The sequence below is a fragment of the Nostoc punctiforme PCC 73102 genome (genome assembly GCF_000020025.1).
Taxonomy (GTDB): domain Bacteria; phylum Cyanobacteriota; class Cyanobacteriia; order Cyanobacteriales; family Nostocaceae; genus Nostoc; species Nostoc punctiforme.
Map to the genome: position 1 here is coordinate 26,284 of NC_010633.1, position 14,730 is coordinate 41,013.

Sequence of the window (14,730 nt, forward strand, 5' to 3'; positions counted from 1 at the left end):
ACAAGTTCCCCCCTGCTCCCCTGCACCTCTGCTCCCCTGCTCTCTTCTGTCTGCTGGCTTTCGACTAATTACGGTTAGATGCCCATGAAGTTGCGAAACCACTGCCCTACTCGGCTAATCCCAGCAGTGCGCGAGTAATTGGGCTTGGGTATGCGGTCGGTTTTCGCTTCACTGCCGTTTGTCCACAGTGCGCTAGTTACCGCAGTTTCATAAGCGCGATCTGCTGCGTCTTGGGCTTCTGGCACTTTGTTAGAAGCTTTGATTAAATCAGCCTCATATTTTGCGATCGCCATCAAGTCGGCAGTAGCCCCAGATATCTGAATCAAGGATGAGCGTTGCGCGTGACGGGTGGCCTCGGCAGTGGTGGCGTTGACGTGTTCCGCCTGCATTTCGGTCATCTCGTTCTTAAAACGCTGTTCTCCTGTCTTACTGGTGTTGATAGCTTTCAGGGTTTGCGTACCGTGCTTCTGGGTGAGTTGCACCAGTTCTGCATAGGCTTGGTTTATATCGCCTGTGGTTTCAATGATTTTCCGGTATACCTCCAAAGCTTTAGGCAGATTAGCCTTAGCTGTGTCAGACAGTCGCGCCATATCTGCAATTTTGGTGATTACCGTTTGGTCGCCAAGGAGGGCTTTGTTGAAGTCCGATTCTGAGACATCAAACAGTCTGCCCATTGCTCCTAACGTACCGGGGGCATTGTTGTGAATATGGTTTTTGAGTTTTGCTGCTCCGTAATTTCTAGCCATTTATTCTCCTAATAAGGTATTAAGTCGTAGTCGATATCGCTGTCTGGCTGGGGCAATTCATCCCAGTAACCCATCTCTTCAAATCGGCTATAAATTCTCGTTGCTAGTTGCCGTATTGGATCATCAAAATCATCAGAGATTAAATCAAATCTGTTCTCACCAAATGCCAAGAGATTTGCAATGTCTGGGTCAATACCATTGCCCAAAAATTGACCAAATGCAGCAGAGTATGGATGGTCATCGATAGTTGAATGAGTTGCTAGAAATTCCGTCCCGGTGAAGGGTGGGTAATCTTCACTCTCGAATATTGGTGTGTCAAGTGCCTTAATATCTGCCTCAATCCTTGCTGCCCATTCTTCAGGATTTTCCGCTTTGAATTGCTGCTTTCTTAGGGCGGAGTCGGTCAGAGGTGATTTGCCCCAATCATTGGGATTTTTGTAGTCAAGTGTCATTTGTTAGAATCCTTAAGTACAAATCGTTTTGCGGCGAGAGATACATCCTGATTAGGCGATCGCCAAGCTTGCCGGCAGATGCGATCGCTTCATCATCAGTTCTCACAAAACTCAACAAGTTCAAAAACCTCTCTCTGCACTTGGGTTTGGCTTAATTCTTTTCGTTTGCATGAGAGAGTCATTGAATATGAAAGGGGCATTGACTCGACAATTAGAGTGGTGGCTATAGCGCAGTTGTTGACCGCGAAATTCATACAAATGATGACGTTGCAAAGTTGTCGTTTCTAACATAAGTTCCTCAAACTTGGGAGTAGAATTCGATATTTAGGATTGCTTCGTGAATCTCCATCAAGGCTTGCACTGCATCACCCATTCTGAGGTCATTCGATGTACTGAACCTTTCGGAGGCTTCGATTTGCTTGTAATTGGGCGATGCTTGCACAAACCTAAGAGTCTGTTCGCAACCCAGGATAATAGTCATGATTTCGGTAGTCGTTAGCGATGCTTGTGTCTGCATGGTTTCGTGGTCGCTCATGATTTCTTTCCTTTTCTTTGAGCTTTGATTGGTGCGGTTGGCGCTTCTGGCTGACTCGGCTTCTGAAGTACATAGCTGATTGCACCTGCACCCCCCACGGCTGCGGCGATGGTGAACATATTGTTTCTGCCAAGCTGCTGGACTCCGAAATAGCCAAAAGCGATCGCTGCTGCTGTTGCTCCAATGCCTAAAAGCGTGTTCCTTAATGTGGTTCTGCTCATGCTGCCCCCTTGAAATTAGTGACCATTGCGCTAAGTGCCGATTTATTGGGCTGTGTAGATTGCACTGTTTCAACTTTGGGCGATGTTTGTACATTGCCGTGTTGAAAAATCAGCTTCTCTACACCTGCTGATAATGCTTGTGTTGGTGCATCTTGGGGTAAATCAAAAATCTTGCACAATTCAATTACTGCTAGGTAGGAGATGGTTATACGCCGAGATTCGTAATTCATTGATTAAGCTCCTCTTGCAATTTGAGTTAATAGCTTCAACCCCAAAGCATTGATGAATTGGGGATTGTTCAAAATCACAAAACCTAAACCGGCTAGGTTTTGATCCACCACTGGCAGCGAAACACCCCCACCCCAGGCGACAAGGTATTTAGCGCGGTCTAGATAATTGCCAGCAGTCACAAAGTTGGCGAATTTCTCAATCCTGTTACTCCACCATTCATCCAAACTTTGGCTGTACTCGGTTTCAAACTTCTTACCTGTGAGGTGGTTGCCTCCATAAGTGAAAGTCCCTTCAAGAATTCCCTGGTTAACGAGGCTGGGCGAGTGTTTCACATCCTTGGACAACAGACTTACTCGGTCGTTTCGCTTGTCGAGAGATCCGGCAATCATGCTGTGCAGTTCACCGGCTCCACCTTCAATCAAGTGACGGTCAATCACTGCACCACTGCCGTTGAACACGGTAATCAACCAAGTTGATGAACCGATATCGAGTGCGATCGCTAATTCTGAAGGGTCAAGAATTAGGGACGCTTCACCGAATAAACAATGGGCAATGCTGCCAAATCCTTCGGGGTAAATGCCTGCAACCGCGATGTCAACTGTCTTGGTGACAATGGAACGAGTTACAGGATGCAGATGCTCAAAGGTGTGAGTTCCTGAAACTCTGCGTTTAATCTCTTGTCCCCAGCGTTCGGGGTTATGGTTGCTCAAACTAATTGAAAGCTTGAACCCATCGGGAATATTCAGAACTGCCAAATCTGCAAGGATGCTTTCTAGTGCTAGTTCTGCTTTTTTGGCTTTGTCCTCGTGTAACAGGGTGTGGTCACTTTGGGCTAGAGCCGCACTGCCCCAAAAGAATTGAACGTCTTTTAAGTCAAGACGCGAACCTTCTACATACCGAACCCATGCCCCATCTTTTGAGATGGTTTCGTGGTGCATGATGTTGCGGTTGCGAACAAGTGAATATGCGGCAGGCATCATGAGCGAAAAATCACCGATGATTGCCTTGCCATAACCTGCACCTGCGTCTTTACCTCCAGTGAGGTCAGTTAGCCCGGATTTGGCTAACAAGTCTGCCTGAACTAGCCAATTTTTGGCATTGGAATATATAGCTGTCATGGTTCAGATGATTGTTAAAGTCTTAATTCTTCTGGCTTGGCGTTGATTTTTAGCTAAATCTAGACAAATCCAGATATCCAGTTAGGGGCAAGCCATAGCATCACTTTCTGGCTTCTATTGCCTTTGTTGGGTGACTGTTTTTGGCTGACAATTACATCATATCACATCATGATGTGATTTTAGATGATAAGATCGTATGTGATCGGACAAGAGAGCATATCATGATGTCAGGTGAGCAAACGAGTTCTGACTTAATGAGCAAAAAGTTAAATGCAATTATTCCAGATGAAACTTGGGAGGCGCTAGAGCAAATTGCTAATGGAGAGATGAGGACTAAAAGCCAAATGGCAGCTATTCTGCTTGGTGAAGCGATCGCGGCTAGACGTGCTAAAAAATCAGAATCTCAGAAGCAGGAAAAACCAGAGGCATGAGGTTTTTAACTTCCGTGTCCTACTAACACTGGATAAAGAGTCTAATAAATTGCTATTGATTCAAAAATACAGTGTCAAGTATTAGTATCAGTAAAGTTCGTGCTAATTTCACATTATTAATTTTGAGTTCGCCATGTTAGCTGTGAAAGACCCACATACCGATTTTCAACTCCCGCTGCATAACGAAGCAGCATTAAAGTGGATTAGGGAGACGAAAAATTACCTGTCCACTGTTGCTCTAGCAGTTGGTGGTGCGGCGCTGGTATCTGGCAGCTTAATTAATCCGGCTGCCTGGGCTGCTTTTGCACTGGCTTACAAACCGTTGGTGATCACTCAAAAACTTGCGCGGTTGGAAAAATTAACCGATCTACTTTTACAAGAGTTTAAAAGCGTTGGTATAGAAATCTTTCCATTTCCGGGAGGAGAGAAAAACCCTATTGACTTGTTTATTAGATTTCCACGAACAACTCACCTGTTTATCTCCATTCGTTCGATAGGAGATAGGGAGGTAGTCTACAACGAAGCCAGGGAAGCTTTACAACTCAGAAAGAAGGATAAGAATGGTTTGACAACCTGGAAACCTTGTCCACTGCTTGAGTTGGCTGATTACGAAAAGTGGCTTAACAAAAACAGAGACTTGTTCGCAATGTCATCCCGTGAAGCTACAAAAACCCCAACAGCAAAAGTTTTAGCCCTATGGCCTCCTACTAGAGCGGCTTCAAATCTCAATGAACATTTATATTCTTCCGTGGGAAGCATGAGAATTCTGGCTCTCAGGAGAAAAGGCACTATGTTTGTGATTCAAGAGGAGGAAGTAATCGAGTTTGTTAGGGCTTGGTTAGCCCAATACAAATAGGCTAAAAGTTGAAAACCCCTTCGTCCAGTGTGGACAACGGAGTTTTCAAAATTGATTCCATTGGAATTGGGGGATTGGGTGTCACGCCTAATTAATATCCCTAATAGTAATCTTATCAAACCTTTTGGAGTGTTAAGCAATTGTAACACTGGCTACACAAAAAACGGCAACTCAGGAATTTTACCAGATTAAATTTCTGAAGTTGTAGAAGATTACTTTCGGGATAGCTCCAATTCCTCCAATACACATACTGGAGGATTTGTAAAGTGTCACAAAAAGAACTATCTCATACCTCAGCTACGAACAAGCTGCTATTCGCAACTAAAGCTAATCCCTGTCCTCACTGCGGTAAACCAGACTGGTGCTACTCAATAGGAGAATTTACAGTTTGTGATCGCGATCGCTTTTATCAGCCTAACTATGCACTGGCTCAACCGGAACAATCGCCAACTTATGTATTAAGCAATAGTCAAAAATTAAATAATGTTCAAGGAGGTATCGCGTAATGGTTGCACAATTCTCCAATCAGCAAGCACTCGCCTCCTTTGATATTCGCAATTTTGTAGACCAGTTAGAACCAGCCAGAGAGAAAAATAAATACATCTGCCCAGTTTGCGGTGGGCATAATTTATCCATTGTCCAAGAAACTGGGAAGTACAGCTGCTTTAACCAGTGTGAGTGCAAAGACATCCGGGAGGCGATTAAACCTTGGGCTGAAGTCTTAGCAGAAAGAGCAGGGGTTAATTATACAACTTCCCCAAAAGCGAAAATACCCAACCCCAAGAGAATCTTGCCCAAAAGTGCGCCAATTCCAGATGGTGAATTAGCACTGGTGATGTTGACCCAAGCGGCGACTGACATACCCCAAACTCAAAACATAACTTGCAAGCTACCAAAGGGAATACCAGGGAATGCAACACAAACAATCTACCCTTACGGAAAAACCCAATGGGTAATTCGCTATGAATGGGCGGATTACATCAAAGAGAAGGGTTATGATAAGTCCTTCCGCCAATGGCACAGGCTTCCAGATGGCACTCCAGAGATGAGAAAAGGGGATGAACCCTGGAAAGCTTACCGCATTGATGAAGCAATTGCCTGTGCTAAATCAGTGAATGTCACCCCGGCGCTACTCCAGCATGAAGGTGAGGGATGCGTAGAAGTTGGTCGCGCACATGGTCTGGCTGGGATTACGTTTCAAGGCAGTGCATGGGATAAGAAAACAATTACCTCGGAATATCAACGCGCAATTGAAGCAGGCATAGGATTAATCGTTTTTCTGCACGATGCTGACGACACTGGCTTAAAGAAACTCCAGACCTGCCAAGATTGTGCCGACGAGGTGGGGATTGCATTTATTGGAATTAACCCTCACGACATCTGCCCCGATTTACCATATAAATCAAGTGACATCAAAGAAATCTTGGGGCAGATGGAAACACCAGAATTTATCCGTCGGTTAGAGCAGGAGATTCACGCGGCTGTGGCAAAGCGTGAGCAACTGGCAGAGGTAAACGTCATTGATAGCGATGATGACCAAAATCCGGTTGTAGCCTTTACCCAGCAAGCTTTTCAAGCTCTCTACGGAGATAAGAACTGGATTTGTGCTGCTGATAAGCTTTACTACCACACTGGCAATCATTATAAACACTCCCCAGATTCCACAGAACGCAAAAGAATCTACGACTTTTGCAATTCTTTTGTGGTCGAGAACGAGCAGGGTAAAAAAACTTGTCCTTATGCTTCGCCCAGTTCAGTCAAAAAGGTTTTGGAGTGGGCGAAAATGGGAACAGAAATTGACCCAGAACTAATTAATCCTCCTGGGGTAAATTGCACCAATGGGATAGTCAAGGTTGAGTGGGAAGGCAGAAACTTTACAGTAAGACTAGCCCCACATACACCGGAGGATTATTACATTTATGAACCATTGATTGAATATAACCCTAATGCTGATGATACATATTGTGAGCAACTTTTAGCTTGTTTAGACAAGCCACAGCAAGAAATATTTCTTAGAAATATTGCTGCATCCCTTGACCTTCAAACTGTTAGAAAATTCAGAGGGAGAGAGGTAAAAGCAATGTTCGCAATTGGGCTTGGTTCTAATGGTAAAGATGCTCTCCGCGAGTGTGTATCAACTATTTACGGGAAGAATGGGTTAACTTCTGTCTCCTTGGGTGACTTTCAATCTTATGACGAAGGCAGAAAATTCGGACTAGCCCCACTTATATATAGTCGAGTTAATTGGGCTTCTGAAAACCCACAAACATCTAGAATTGACAGACTTCAAAGTTTAAAATTATTTGTCACTGGAGATACATTACACTGCGAACATAAAGGGAAAGACCATATAGAATTCTCTTCTAACGCAATAGGTATTTTCAACTTAAACGAAACTCCCGCTTTTCAGGGTGTAATACAAGCAATCAAAGATAGGATTGCAATTCTAGAATTCAAGAAAACCTTTGTAGATAATCCTTCGCCAAATAATCTAAATGAGATAAAAGGCGACCCCAGATTTCGCTATGACCAAGATTTTATTAGAACAAAATTAGCTCCCGCATTCCTAAATAGAATCTTAAAAGCTCTTAATAACCTTATAGAGTCAGGTATCGATTATGAATGCACAACCGACGCTTTCCGCAACCTTCAGAGAGAGAATAATCATCTTTTTGACTTCATTGAAGATGAAAAACTGGGTTACGTCGAAGGTGGGGAGATGTCGGCAAGTGCTTTGTGGATGTTGCTGGAGAATTGGTACATCCAAAATGGCACATTAACTATAGATGAAAACAACCGTAGAACATGGATTGACCAAGTACGCCCCAGCGACAAAAACGTGAAGGGCATCAACCAAATCATCGCTCGAATCGCTCAACTCTTCCCCAAGGCAGTCAGGGCAACTCGGTACTGTGACATTCGGAAAAAACAGATTCCAATTCTCAAAGGCATCGGAATTATTGAGAATACCCGCCCCATTATTGAGAATACCCGCCCCATACCCGCCCCACTACCCGCCCCAGAAACCCAGTCACAGCAAGCAACCCGCCCCACCCGCCCCACTTTTTCTAATTTTGGAGAAAACATTGAAGAGTCAGATATGAAAATTGAATTGCTTTCTCCGACAATGGAAAAAGAGGAATATGTAACCCAAACTGGGGCGGGTGAGGCGGAACCCTTACCAGATAAGGAAATCTGGGGCGGTAACTGGGGCGAAACTGGGGCGGTTAGCTCCCAAAGTGGGGCGGGTAGCTCCCCAAGTTGTGCGGAAAAGCTAGAAAGTGGTGCGGGTCAATCGGACTCTGTGCCATCTTCTTCTGATTCCAAGGTTTTAGCCTTTGAAGCGATCGCTTGTATCTTGGAATCCCCTAATCCAAGTTGGGAGGTAATCAAGGATATTTTGAGCGAAATGGAAATCTCTTCTTATTTAGAACTGCACGGGTTTTTGACCTTGGGTGAATTCGCGCAACTTGAGATGCTAATACCAGCCGCCGAGAGGGAGGTTGATCTTTAGTACTACAAGAGGGACTGTCACGGTGATGCCCAATACGAGAGTCAGCCCTGACTGGCGCTCACGTCAAATTAAGGTTTTGGGGCGGTTAGGCGAACTTCTTGACAAAATATCACCCCAGATATACATTGCTGAAACTATTACTATAAAAGGATTACAGCCTTAACGAACAATTTCCCCGTTTCGGTGATCGCTTCAATAGGCGATCATACAAATTATCCGAAAGTACTAAACTTCAACCATCAATACTACCATGCTCAAACTATTGCCCAAATTTTCAATTGGGATCGCAACTGCTGCTCTTACCACTGGTGTAATTGCAACAAGTCTTGCCCAAAACTCTACTGTTAGCTATGACTTCACAATCAATGTGACCAAAGGCTCGTTAGCAGGCAAATCGTTCAATGGCAGCTTCAGCTACGATAACTCGACCTTAAAAGGCATTGGAGTTGAAGAGTTGGGAGTTAATCAGGGATTAAAGGCTTGTTTTAACTATCTTGGACGTAACTATAGCGAGAGTAATGATCGTGACTATCCTACGTTCCCGAAACTAGTTTTTGAGAATGGCAAAATCAAACAACTAGACTTTTGGTTACAACCAGAAAAGCGCGTTGTCTGGTGGAATTTACCTGGATGGGAAGTTAAGTATTCCCAGCGTCAAGCTTCTACCCCTACCATTCTAAATTGCCAAAAACGCTAAAGCGATACCTACGGTGAGCTACGCTAACGCACTTTATTGGTAGTGCCAGCGTAGGCGCAGCCCGTCGTAGACACTGACTTTTCCCGTTAAGTCTTAAAAGGCTTGCTCACAAAGGATTTAGGAAACAGCATAGCAGATATGGTACAGTAATTGAAATTGGGTGCTAAAGGTGACGAGCAATGCTGGACTAATAGGAGAAATCGCCCCAAGTATCATCATAAAAGCTCACTGCCTTATCATTAGTGTCAACCGAGTAAAATTTTACTTTTTTGCTTACGGCTCAGTAGCTTGCTTGCTCCTAGCGTAGCCCCAAATGCCAACACAGCTAGCGTCATTCTAGGTTCAGGAATAATAGTGTTGTCTTCAGTGAAAGCTAAAAAGCCAGCCCCATTTAATCCACCTCGACCGGCAGGGATAAAGGTGTCAATAAATGCTCCTGTCTTGCCGTCGTAACGCAACACGTTGTTACTATTTAAGCCACTAACATAGAGGTTTCCATCAGGGCCGAAGACTGGCTTGAGAGGATCGTTAAGTCCTCCACTGCCAGCAGGAATAAAGGTGTCAATAAAAGCTCCTGTTTTTCCATTAAAGCGCGAAATATTGTTACTCACAAAGTTAGCAACATATAGATTGCCATCTGCTCCAAAGGTCAAACCACCAGGTTCTGAACCTTTTGCCTCTGTAGCAAAAGTGTCAATAAAAGCTCCTGTTTGTCCGTTGTAGCGAAGAATATTATCCGTTAGAACACTACTGACGTAGAGGTTATTGTCTGAACCAAAGCTCAAACCAAAAGGTGCAGTGAGTCCGCCGCTACTTGAAGGAACAAAAGTATCAATAAAAGCTCCTGTTTGTCCGTTGTAGCGGAGAACACTATTACTAGTGCGGCTGTTAATACTGGTAACGTAGAGGTTGCCATCAGGCCCAAAAACTAAGTCTTCAGGTGCATCTAGTCCACCACTACCAGAAGGAACAAAGGTACTAATGAAATTCCCTGTTTTTCCGTCGTAACGTTGGATACTACCGTTCAAAATACTGCTTACATAAAGATTATTATCCGGCCCAATAGTTAAACCAGTTGTTCCCTGTAGTCCTCCACTACCATTCGGAACGAATTCATCAATGAATTCTCCCGTTTTTTCTTCGTAGCGTAGGACGGAGTTATTGTTATAACTCCCTACTAAAAGTGCTGCGTTAGCTCTTGGGGCTATCCACCCTAGCAATGCGAAGCTTATCAGTGGGACACCGATCTGACAAAAATTGAAAAACTTCATAATTTTGTTAGCTAACAGAACTATAATTACTTAGTATACTTAATCATACATTCGTAACATTTCTGTTATTAATTCAAGTTGCTAGTTACGCAGATAAGCAATCTTGAAAAAGAGAGAGTATAGATTTATTTTTGTCAATATGTCTATCAGTAGAAATAAATCTACTAACACAATATAGGACTCATATTTGATTTTTGAAAAAAGGTAAAGGGAAAAAACCTTATATATCGAGCCTTCCAAAACTACGATATTGGCTTAAGGGGGCAATACTTGGGTCATAGTGGCAGCATAGTGCAAAGGGTGAAATGAGCAGTGATACCCCTGACTGTCTTATTGTTATATCCTTTATTCCAAATAAGCAGAGGAAACTGGACAAAGGGAAAGACACAGACAAAATTCTGTCACTGGTGAATGAGGAATTCTGTATTTTTTCATCCTTATGCTATTCGTGCAAGAGGTCTATTTATCAGTCGTCCAATACCCAATACCCAATGCCCAATGCCCCATGCCTAATCGGTTACTTTCAATTCATAAAGATTCCAAAATGGGCCACCAAGAGCAGTATATTGAATTCCTTGGAAGCGATCGCGCACTGCTTGCAGATTCAACCCCTCCACTAAATGAATAAAAGGCAACTGTTCTGAGGCAATGCGCTGATATTCATAATAAATTTCCTTGCGCTTGTTTTCATCCAATACCTGTGCGCCTTTAATGTAAAGCTTGTCAATTTCCTTTTCCCAGTCGGAAACTTCCCAGCCAGTCATGGGTGGATCTCCCGGTTGTGGCCCCAAATTAAATGCGTGGGATGCACCGGCAATTCTCCATATTTTGCTAGCGCTGTGAGGTTCAATACCGCCTCCAGCAAATCCTCCCAGGTAACAATCCCAATTATGCGTCACTTTGAGTTTTTCTAGATAAGAATTAAAGCTGAGAATTTGCAAATCTACTTGAATCCCAATATTACCGAGATCCCGTTTGATTTGAGATGCCATATCTCCTCTAACTTTTCTTTCAGAATTAGTTAAGATTGTAAATCTTACTCTGTTACCATCAGCATCTAAAAGCTGATTTTGGGCATTATATTTGAACCCAGCTTGTAACAGCAATTTCTTCGATTTATCTGGTTCACAATTATATACCTTTAACCCTTTTTCTGGAGGCAAGAAATAGGGACTTTTGACATAAACAAATGAATTTTGTAGTTCACCCAGTCCTCGATAAACATTTGTTTTCATGGTTTCGCGGTCGATGGCGTAGGCTATAGCTTGCCTGAATTCCTTTTTATTAAACCACCTAGATTTGATTGGGTCTACAAAAGGATTACCCTGAGAATTCTTAGCTTTACTCAGATTAAAAGCAATAAAACCTGTACTTGTATCTGGGCCACCATTATAAATTTCAAACTTCGCCCGTTTTTCTTCTCGCTTCAACAAACTAAAACCTTCAGGAGGAACTTCTAAATTATCCAACTGCCCAGAGCGAAAACTAATTAACTGATTTTCAGTAGATTCAATAATTTGCCAAACAATACGCTCAATGTAAGGCTGAGAATTGCCCTGAGCATCTTTGCGCCAGTAATATGGATTACGCCGAAATATAACTCGCTGACTGGAAACGTAACTTTCCATAATATATCGCGTAAACCGGACACTACCAGCGAGAATAAATGAGGTTGCCACCCCCAACTCGTCTACCCAACAAACATTACAGGTCTAGAGAATACCTTACACCAAGTGAAGTGCGATCTCTACTCGATGCTGCGCTCGATCGTAAAGCTCGTTATTCTCACCGTGATTATACACTGATGTTGCTCATGTTTCGCCACGGTCTGAGGGTGGGGGAAGCTGTAGGGGCTAAGTGCGGTTTAAGGTGGGATGCAGTAATGTGGGGCGAACGTCAGATTTTTATCACTAGGGAAAAAGGCAGTGACTCTGGGGTGCATCCCTTGAGAGACGATGAATTAGTTCTCCTCAAAGAACTCAGAGAGATGTTGCCTGATAGCAAATATATTTTCGTTTCCGAACGCGGTGAGGTGATGTCCACTGATGCAGTGCGAAAGCTGCTTGGGCGGCTGGCGGCACAGGCTGGACTTGATATCAAAGTTCACTGTCACATGATGCGCCATGCCTGCGGCTACTATCTGGTGAATCAGGGTTACAACACCAGAGAAATCCAAGACTTTCTGGGACACCGCGATATCAAACATACTGAAAAATATACCAAGCTGAATGCTCGACGCTTCCTTAATTTTGATTGGGGCGATTTGTAAAAACTTGTGAAAATTTTCTTCATAAAAAGAACAAAACAGAATAATTAAGGCTTTTGTTAGACAAATGTATTATGCTATGTTGTGCTAGTTAACTTAATTTGGCATAAAAGGGTATTAAATATCTTAATTTTTGGTTGTTTTATTTAATAAATTAGTAAATATTAAACCTGCTAATTGCATTTAGTTAAATAAATTAGCAATTTTTCAGAGTTAATCTAAATGAGGTAATGAGATGCAAACCTTTCAACTAATTGAAGATTTTGAGTTTTTACAAAAATTGCTAGAAAAAGACGAGAATAAATTAGTATTTGAATGGCTGTTTTTTTTGGCAGATTCAGAAATAAATGAAATTTTGAAATCAATTGGAGATTCTATTGACGAAGGAAATAAGGGATCTGTCGGCAGCGCTCAACTCTATACAAGAAGTTTGATCAACCAAATAAAATTACGTATAAAACCTAAAGTTTTTTTTAGCTCATTTGAAATACTACAAAAAGATTACATTTCATTTCTAAAAACAATAAACCCAAATAGTGAAATAGAAAGTTATATTCGTTCTCAGTTTTCCCTATTAGAAGAGGCATACGAAAGATTTATTGATAATTATGATTATAATTCAACTGTCAATTTAATTACTTGTGCAAAAGTTCTTGTAAATATCCTATCTACTTTTAACGAAGTTAATAGTTTTCTCATTAAAAATCTTCAACAAACTTATGATTTTGAACTTGATGAAACTTTAAATTCTTTTTCTCTTTTTATAGATTCTGATTATACATTTAAAGAATTTATACAAAAACTAGAAGCTATTCAAGCACTGTATTCAGAATTATGCTTTCTTTATGATATTTCTGAGGTTGATTTTCCTCTAAGAATAATTAAGATAGAATCTGGGAGTTTATGGGTTAAAATCTTTGGAGAATCTCGAGTTATAGAGACAATTGTATCTTTAATAAAAGACGCTAAGGAATATGGCTATAGAAACTTAACTAAAGAGGGAAAGATTGAAGCAGAGCAGCAAAATTTTAAAGCTATAGAATCAGCTTTAGAACTTAGAAAAAAGTTACAGGAAGCTAACATTGATGTTGAAGAATTTGATGAAAAAATAAAAAAAAGTTCTATTGTAATCATAAACAATCTTAATACTCTTTTGTCTGGTGAAAAGAAAATAAAACTAAATGGTGAATTAATAGAATCAGATGACACAACTCAAAAACTTTTAAAAGGCAGTAACAGATATTTACTTGAAGGTTCCAAAGATGCTACAGAGGACAATGAGTAGCTTAACTAGAAATAATCAGGTGTCCAAACGTCGTAGGCTATGGATCACAGGGTCTACAGTCAACGATGAAAATTAATCGGCATGGTCGCGCCAAGGTTCTTACACAATCAGAGATACAGCTAATTTTCAGTCACGGCTTGGACAATGACCGTGATCGCGGTTTATGTCGGGATTTGATAGTTTGACGACATCACACGAAAAGCGCCGACTGTAGAGCATTCAGTCCCAGATTAACCTGCAAAAGCGCGATGGCGTACCCGCCCGCTGGAAGCGATCGCTCTGACGGCTAATGCTGGTAGATACAGTTGCTAATTCCCAGTACCAAGGTGTATGCTGTTACACAAACTGTCTGCCAGTCAGACCGCCGACTATGACCAAACTAGACCGGGTACCAGTCGCCCAGCTTCCCGATAAATATGGGATTGTTAAATCTGTTATCTACGATCGGATCAATAGGTTAGGCATCAAGCCAACCAAAATCGGCAATAAGTCTTATGTCAGTGGAGAGCAGTTAGAGTTACTTGACCAGCTAGATGCTCACATGAAAGCGGGTGGCAGCATGGCAGACTTTGCCGACCAATACGCCAGACAGTCCGGGGGTCAGTCTGAGCATTTTGATTCTGGCATAGAGTCTGCCAGTCAGCCTGACGGTCAGTTAACAGTCGCCGGACTAACCGCCAGTCAGTTCGGCCAACTTTCGCAAGTGATTGAAGGGTTAGTGACACGGCTGATTCCCGCCATTGTCCGCCAGCTTCCAGTATTGGCTTCTGACCCAGTTGCCCATTTGAGGGCATTGGAAGAAGCTTATAAAAATGGTTGGCTACTCAGCACTCGTGAACTGGCGACTTTACTAAAATTGTCTCCCTCTACAGTTTGTAGGTACGGTTCAAAGTTTGAAGACGCTGGTTTTGTGTTTACCAGGGCAGGACAAAGGAAGGGGGGAGAAGTGGCTTGGTCAGTTGGAAAACAGAGAAAATCTAAATAAGTATTAATTGTGGTCGTTAAACAAATTACTCGTGCTTATAAAAAAAACTGTAAGCAGATTTCGAGTACTTTGTTCATCCTCCACTAAAAGCACTGTGCTGATTTATCTTAATTAGTCAACGT

The 14,730-nt window shown here is 42.3% G+C and carries 17 protein-coding genes and 2 pseudogenes; 10 read left to right on the forward strand and 9 right to left on the reverse strand.

Annotation, left to right across the window (positions count from 1 at the left end):
• Positions 1-74: 74 nt before the first annotated feature.
• From NPUN_RS36965 to NPUN_RS36990, 7 genes are all read right to left on the reverse strand, one after another.
• Positions 75-746 (reverse strand): hypothetical protein, encoded by a 672-nt coding sequence (locus NPUN_RS36965; protein ID WP_012413371.1) that lies wholly within the window; start codon positions 744-746, stop codon positions 75-77.
• A gap of 8 nt (positions 747-754) precedes the next feature.
• Positions 755-1,198, reverse strand: a complete 444-nt coding sequence (locus tag NPUN_RS36970; RefSeq protein WP_012413372.1) for a hypothetical protein — start codon at positions 1,196-1,198, stop codon at positions 755-757.
• Positions 1,188-1,316, reverse strand: coding sequence for a hypothetical protein (locus tag NPUN_RS44395; RefSeq protein WP_272913992.1), 129 nt, complete (start codon positions 1,314-1,316; stop codon positions 1,188-1,190). Before NPUN_RS44395 ends, NPUN_RS36970 begins: the two co-directional genes overlap by 11 nt.
• A 180-nt stretch (positions 1,317-1,496) precedes the next feature.
• On the reverse strand, positions 1,497-1,733 hold the full coding sequence (locus tag NPUN_RS41420) for a hypothetical protein (protein WP_041566779.1): 237 nt from the start codon (positions 1,731-1,733) through the stop codon (positions 1,497-1,499).
• Entirely contained in the window at positions 1,730-1,954 is a 225-nt protein-coding gene (locus NPUN_RS41425; RefSeq protein WP_041566780.1) for a hypothetical protein, read from the reverse strand. Before NPUN_RS41425 ends, NPUN_RS41420 begins: the two co-directional genes overlap by 4 nt.
• Complete coding sequence (locus NPUN_RS36985; protein ID WP_041566781.1) at positions 1,951-2,184, reverse strand: hypothetical protein; 234 nt, start codon at positions 2,182-2,184, stop codon at positions 1,951-1,953. The genes NPUN_RS41425 and NPUN_RS36985 overlap by 4 nt, the downstream gene beginning before the upstream one ends.
• Positions 2,185-2,187: 3 nt before the next feature.
• Positions 2,188-3,303, reverse strand: a complete 1,116-nt coding sequence (locus NPUN_RS36990; protein WP_012413374.1) for a ParM/StbA family protein — start codon at positions 3,301-3,303, stop codon at positions 2,188-2,190.
• 254 nt (positions 3,304-3,557) lie between these two features.
• Here NPUN_RS36990 and NPUN_RS36995 point away from each other — a divergent pair, with 254 nt between their 5' ends.
• From NPUN_RS36995 to NPUN_RS37015, 6 genes are all read left to right on the forward strand, one after another.
• Positions 3,558-3,734 (forward strand): ribbon-helix-helix domain-containing protein, encoded by a 177-nt coding sequence (locus NPUN_RS36995; RefSeq protein ID WP_234711220.1) that lies wholly within the window; start codon positions 3,558-3,560, stop codon positions 3,732-3,734.
• A 133-nt stretch (positions 3,735-3,867) separates the two neighbouring features.
• The gene (locus NPUN_RS37000; RefSeq protein ID WP_012413376.1) at positions 3,868-4,590 is read left to right on the forward strand and encodes a hypothetical protein; all 723 of its coding nucleotides are present in this window, start codon (positions 3,868-3,870) and stop codon (positions 4,588-4,590) included.
• Between the two features lie 266 nt (positions 4,591-4,856).
• Positions 4,857-5,096 carry a hypothetical protein gene (locus NPUN_RS37005; protein ID WP_012413377.1) on the forward strand — a complete coding sequence of 80 codons (240 nt, stop codon included), beginning with the start codon at positions 4,857-4,859 and terminating at the stop codon, positions 5,094-5,096.
• On the forward strand, positions 5,096-8,104 hold the full coding sequence (locus NPUN_RS37010) for a DUF5906 domain-containing protein (protein ID WP_012413378.1): 3,009 nt from the start codon (positions 5,096-5,098) through the stop codon (positions 8,102-8,104). Before NPUN_RS37005 ends, NPUN_RS37010 begins: the two co-directional genes overlap by 1 nt.
• A 22-nt stretch (positions 8,105-8,126) precedes the next feature.
• On the forward strand, positions 8,127-8,267 hold the full coding sequence (locus tag NPUN_RS42435) for a hypothetical protein (RefSeq protein ID WP_167315733.1): 141 nt from the start codon (positions 8,127-8,129) through the stop codon (positions 8,265-8,267).
• 87 nt (positions 8,268-8,354) lie between these two features.
• Complete coding sequence (locus NPUN_RS37015; protein WP_012413379.1) at positions 8,355-8,801, forward strand: hypothetical protein; 447 nt, start codon at positions 8,355-8,357, stop codon at positions 8,799-8,801.
• Positions 8,802-9,046: 245 nt separating this feature from the next.
• Here NPUN_RS37015 and NPUN_RS37020 read toward each other — a convergent pair whose 3' ends face one another.
• A complete protein-coding gene (locus NPUN_RS37020; RefSeq protein WP_167315734.1) occupies positions 9,047-10,021 on the reverse strand; it encodes a Vgb family protein in 975 nt (324 codons plus the stop codon).
• Positions 10,022-10,581: 560 nt separating this feature from the next.
• Positions 10,582-11,706: pseudogene (locus tag NPUN_RS37025) on the reverse strand (ABC transporter substrate-binding protein); the annotation flags it as partial.
• A 32-nt stretch (positions 11,707-11,738) separates the two neighbouring features.
• Here NPUN_RS37025 and NPUN_RS37030 point away from each other — a divergent pair.
• The 4 genes and pseudogenes from NPUN_RS37030 to NPUN_RS37040 all read left to right on the forward strand — a co-directional run bounded on the left by NPUN_RS37030 (position 11,739) and on the right by NPUN_RS37040 (position 14,608).
• A complete protein-coding gene (locus NPUN_RS37030; protein WP_012413382.1) occupies positions 11,739-12,341 on the forward strand; it encodes a tyrosine-type recombinase/integrase in 603 nt (200 codons plus the stop codon).
• A gap of 232 nt (positions 12,342-12,573) precedes the next feature.
• The gene (locus tag NPUN_RS37035; RefSeq protein ID WP_012413383.1) at positions 12,574-13,623 is read left to right on the forward strand and encodes a hypothetical protein; all 1,050 of its coding nucleotides are present in this window, start codon (positions 12,574-12,576) and stop codon (positions 13,621-13,623) included.
• A gap of 65 nt (positions 13,624-13,688) precedes the next feature.
• Positions 13,689-13,790 (forward strand): annotated as a pseudogene (locus tag NPUN_RS44000) (site-specific integrase); the annotation flags it as partial.
• Positions 13,791-13,912: 122 nt separating this feature from the next.
• A complete protein-coding gene (locus NPUN_RS37040; RefSeq protein ID WP_012413384.1) occupies positions 13,913-14,608 on the forward strand; it encodes a winged helix-turn-helix domain-containing protein in 696 nt (231 codons plus the stop codon).
• Positions 14,609-14,730 lie beyond the last annotated feature (122 nt).

Excerpts from the sequence above, each read along its gene's own strand:
- NPUN_RS36965 (WP_012413371.1), bottom strand. The coding sequence starts at position 746 with ATGGCTAGAAATTACGGAGCAGCAAAACTCAAAAACCATATTCACAAC.
- NPUN_RS36970 (WP_012413372.1), bottom strand. The coding sequence starts at position 1,198 with ATGACACTTGACTACAAAAATCCCAATGATTGGGGCAAATCACCTCTG.
- NPUN_RS41420 (WP_041566779.1), bottom strand. The coding sequence starts at position 1,733 with ATGAGCGACCACGAAACCATGCAGACACAAGCATCGCTAACGACTACC.
- NPUN_RS41425 (WP_041566780.1), bottom strand. The coding sequence starts at position 1,954 with ATGAGCAGAACCACATTAAGGAACACGCTTTTAGGCATTGGAGCAACA.
- NPUN_RS36985 (WP_041566781.1), bottom strand. The coding sequence starts at position 2,184 with ATGAATTACGAATCTCGGCGTATAACCATCTCCTACCTAGCAGTAATT.
- NPUN_RS36990 (WP_012413374.1), bottom strand. The coding sequence starts at position 3,303 with ATGACAGCTATATATTCCAATGCCAAAAATTGGCTAGTTCAGGCAGAC.
- NPUN_RS36995 (WP_234711220.1), top strand. The coding sequence starts at position 3,558 with ATGAGCAAAAAGTTAAATGCAATTATTCCAGATGAAACTTGGGAGGCG.
- NPUN_RS37000 (WP_012413376.1), top strand. The coding sequence starts at position 3,868 with ATGTTAGCTGTGAAAGACCCACATACCGATTTTCAACTCCCGCTGCAT.
- NPUN_RS37010 (WP_012413378.1), top strand. The coding sequence starts at position 5,096 with ATGGTTGCACAATTCTCCAATCAGCAAGCACTCGCCTCCTTTGATATT.
- NPUN_RS37015 (WP_012413379.1), top strand. The coding sequence starts at position 8,355 with ATGCTCAAACTATTGCCCAAATTTTCAATTGGGATCGCAACTGCTGCT.
- NPUN_RS37030 (WP_012413382.1), top strand. The coding sequence starts at position 11,739 with ATGAGGTTGCCACCCCCAACTCGTCTACCCAACAAACATTACAGGTCT.
- NPUN_RS37035 (WP_012413383.1), top strand. The coding sequence starts at position 12,574 with ATGCAAACCTTTCAACTAATTGAAGATTTTGAGTTTTTACAAAAATTG.
- NPUN_RS37040 (WP_012413384.1), top strand. The coding sequence starts at position 13,913 with ATGCTGGTAGATACAGTTGCTAATTCCCAGTACCAAGGTGTATGCTGT.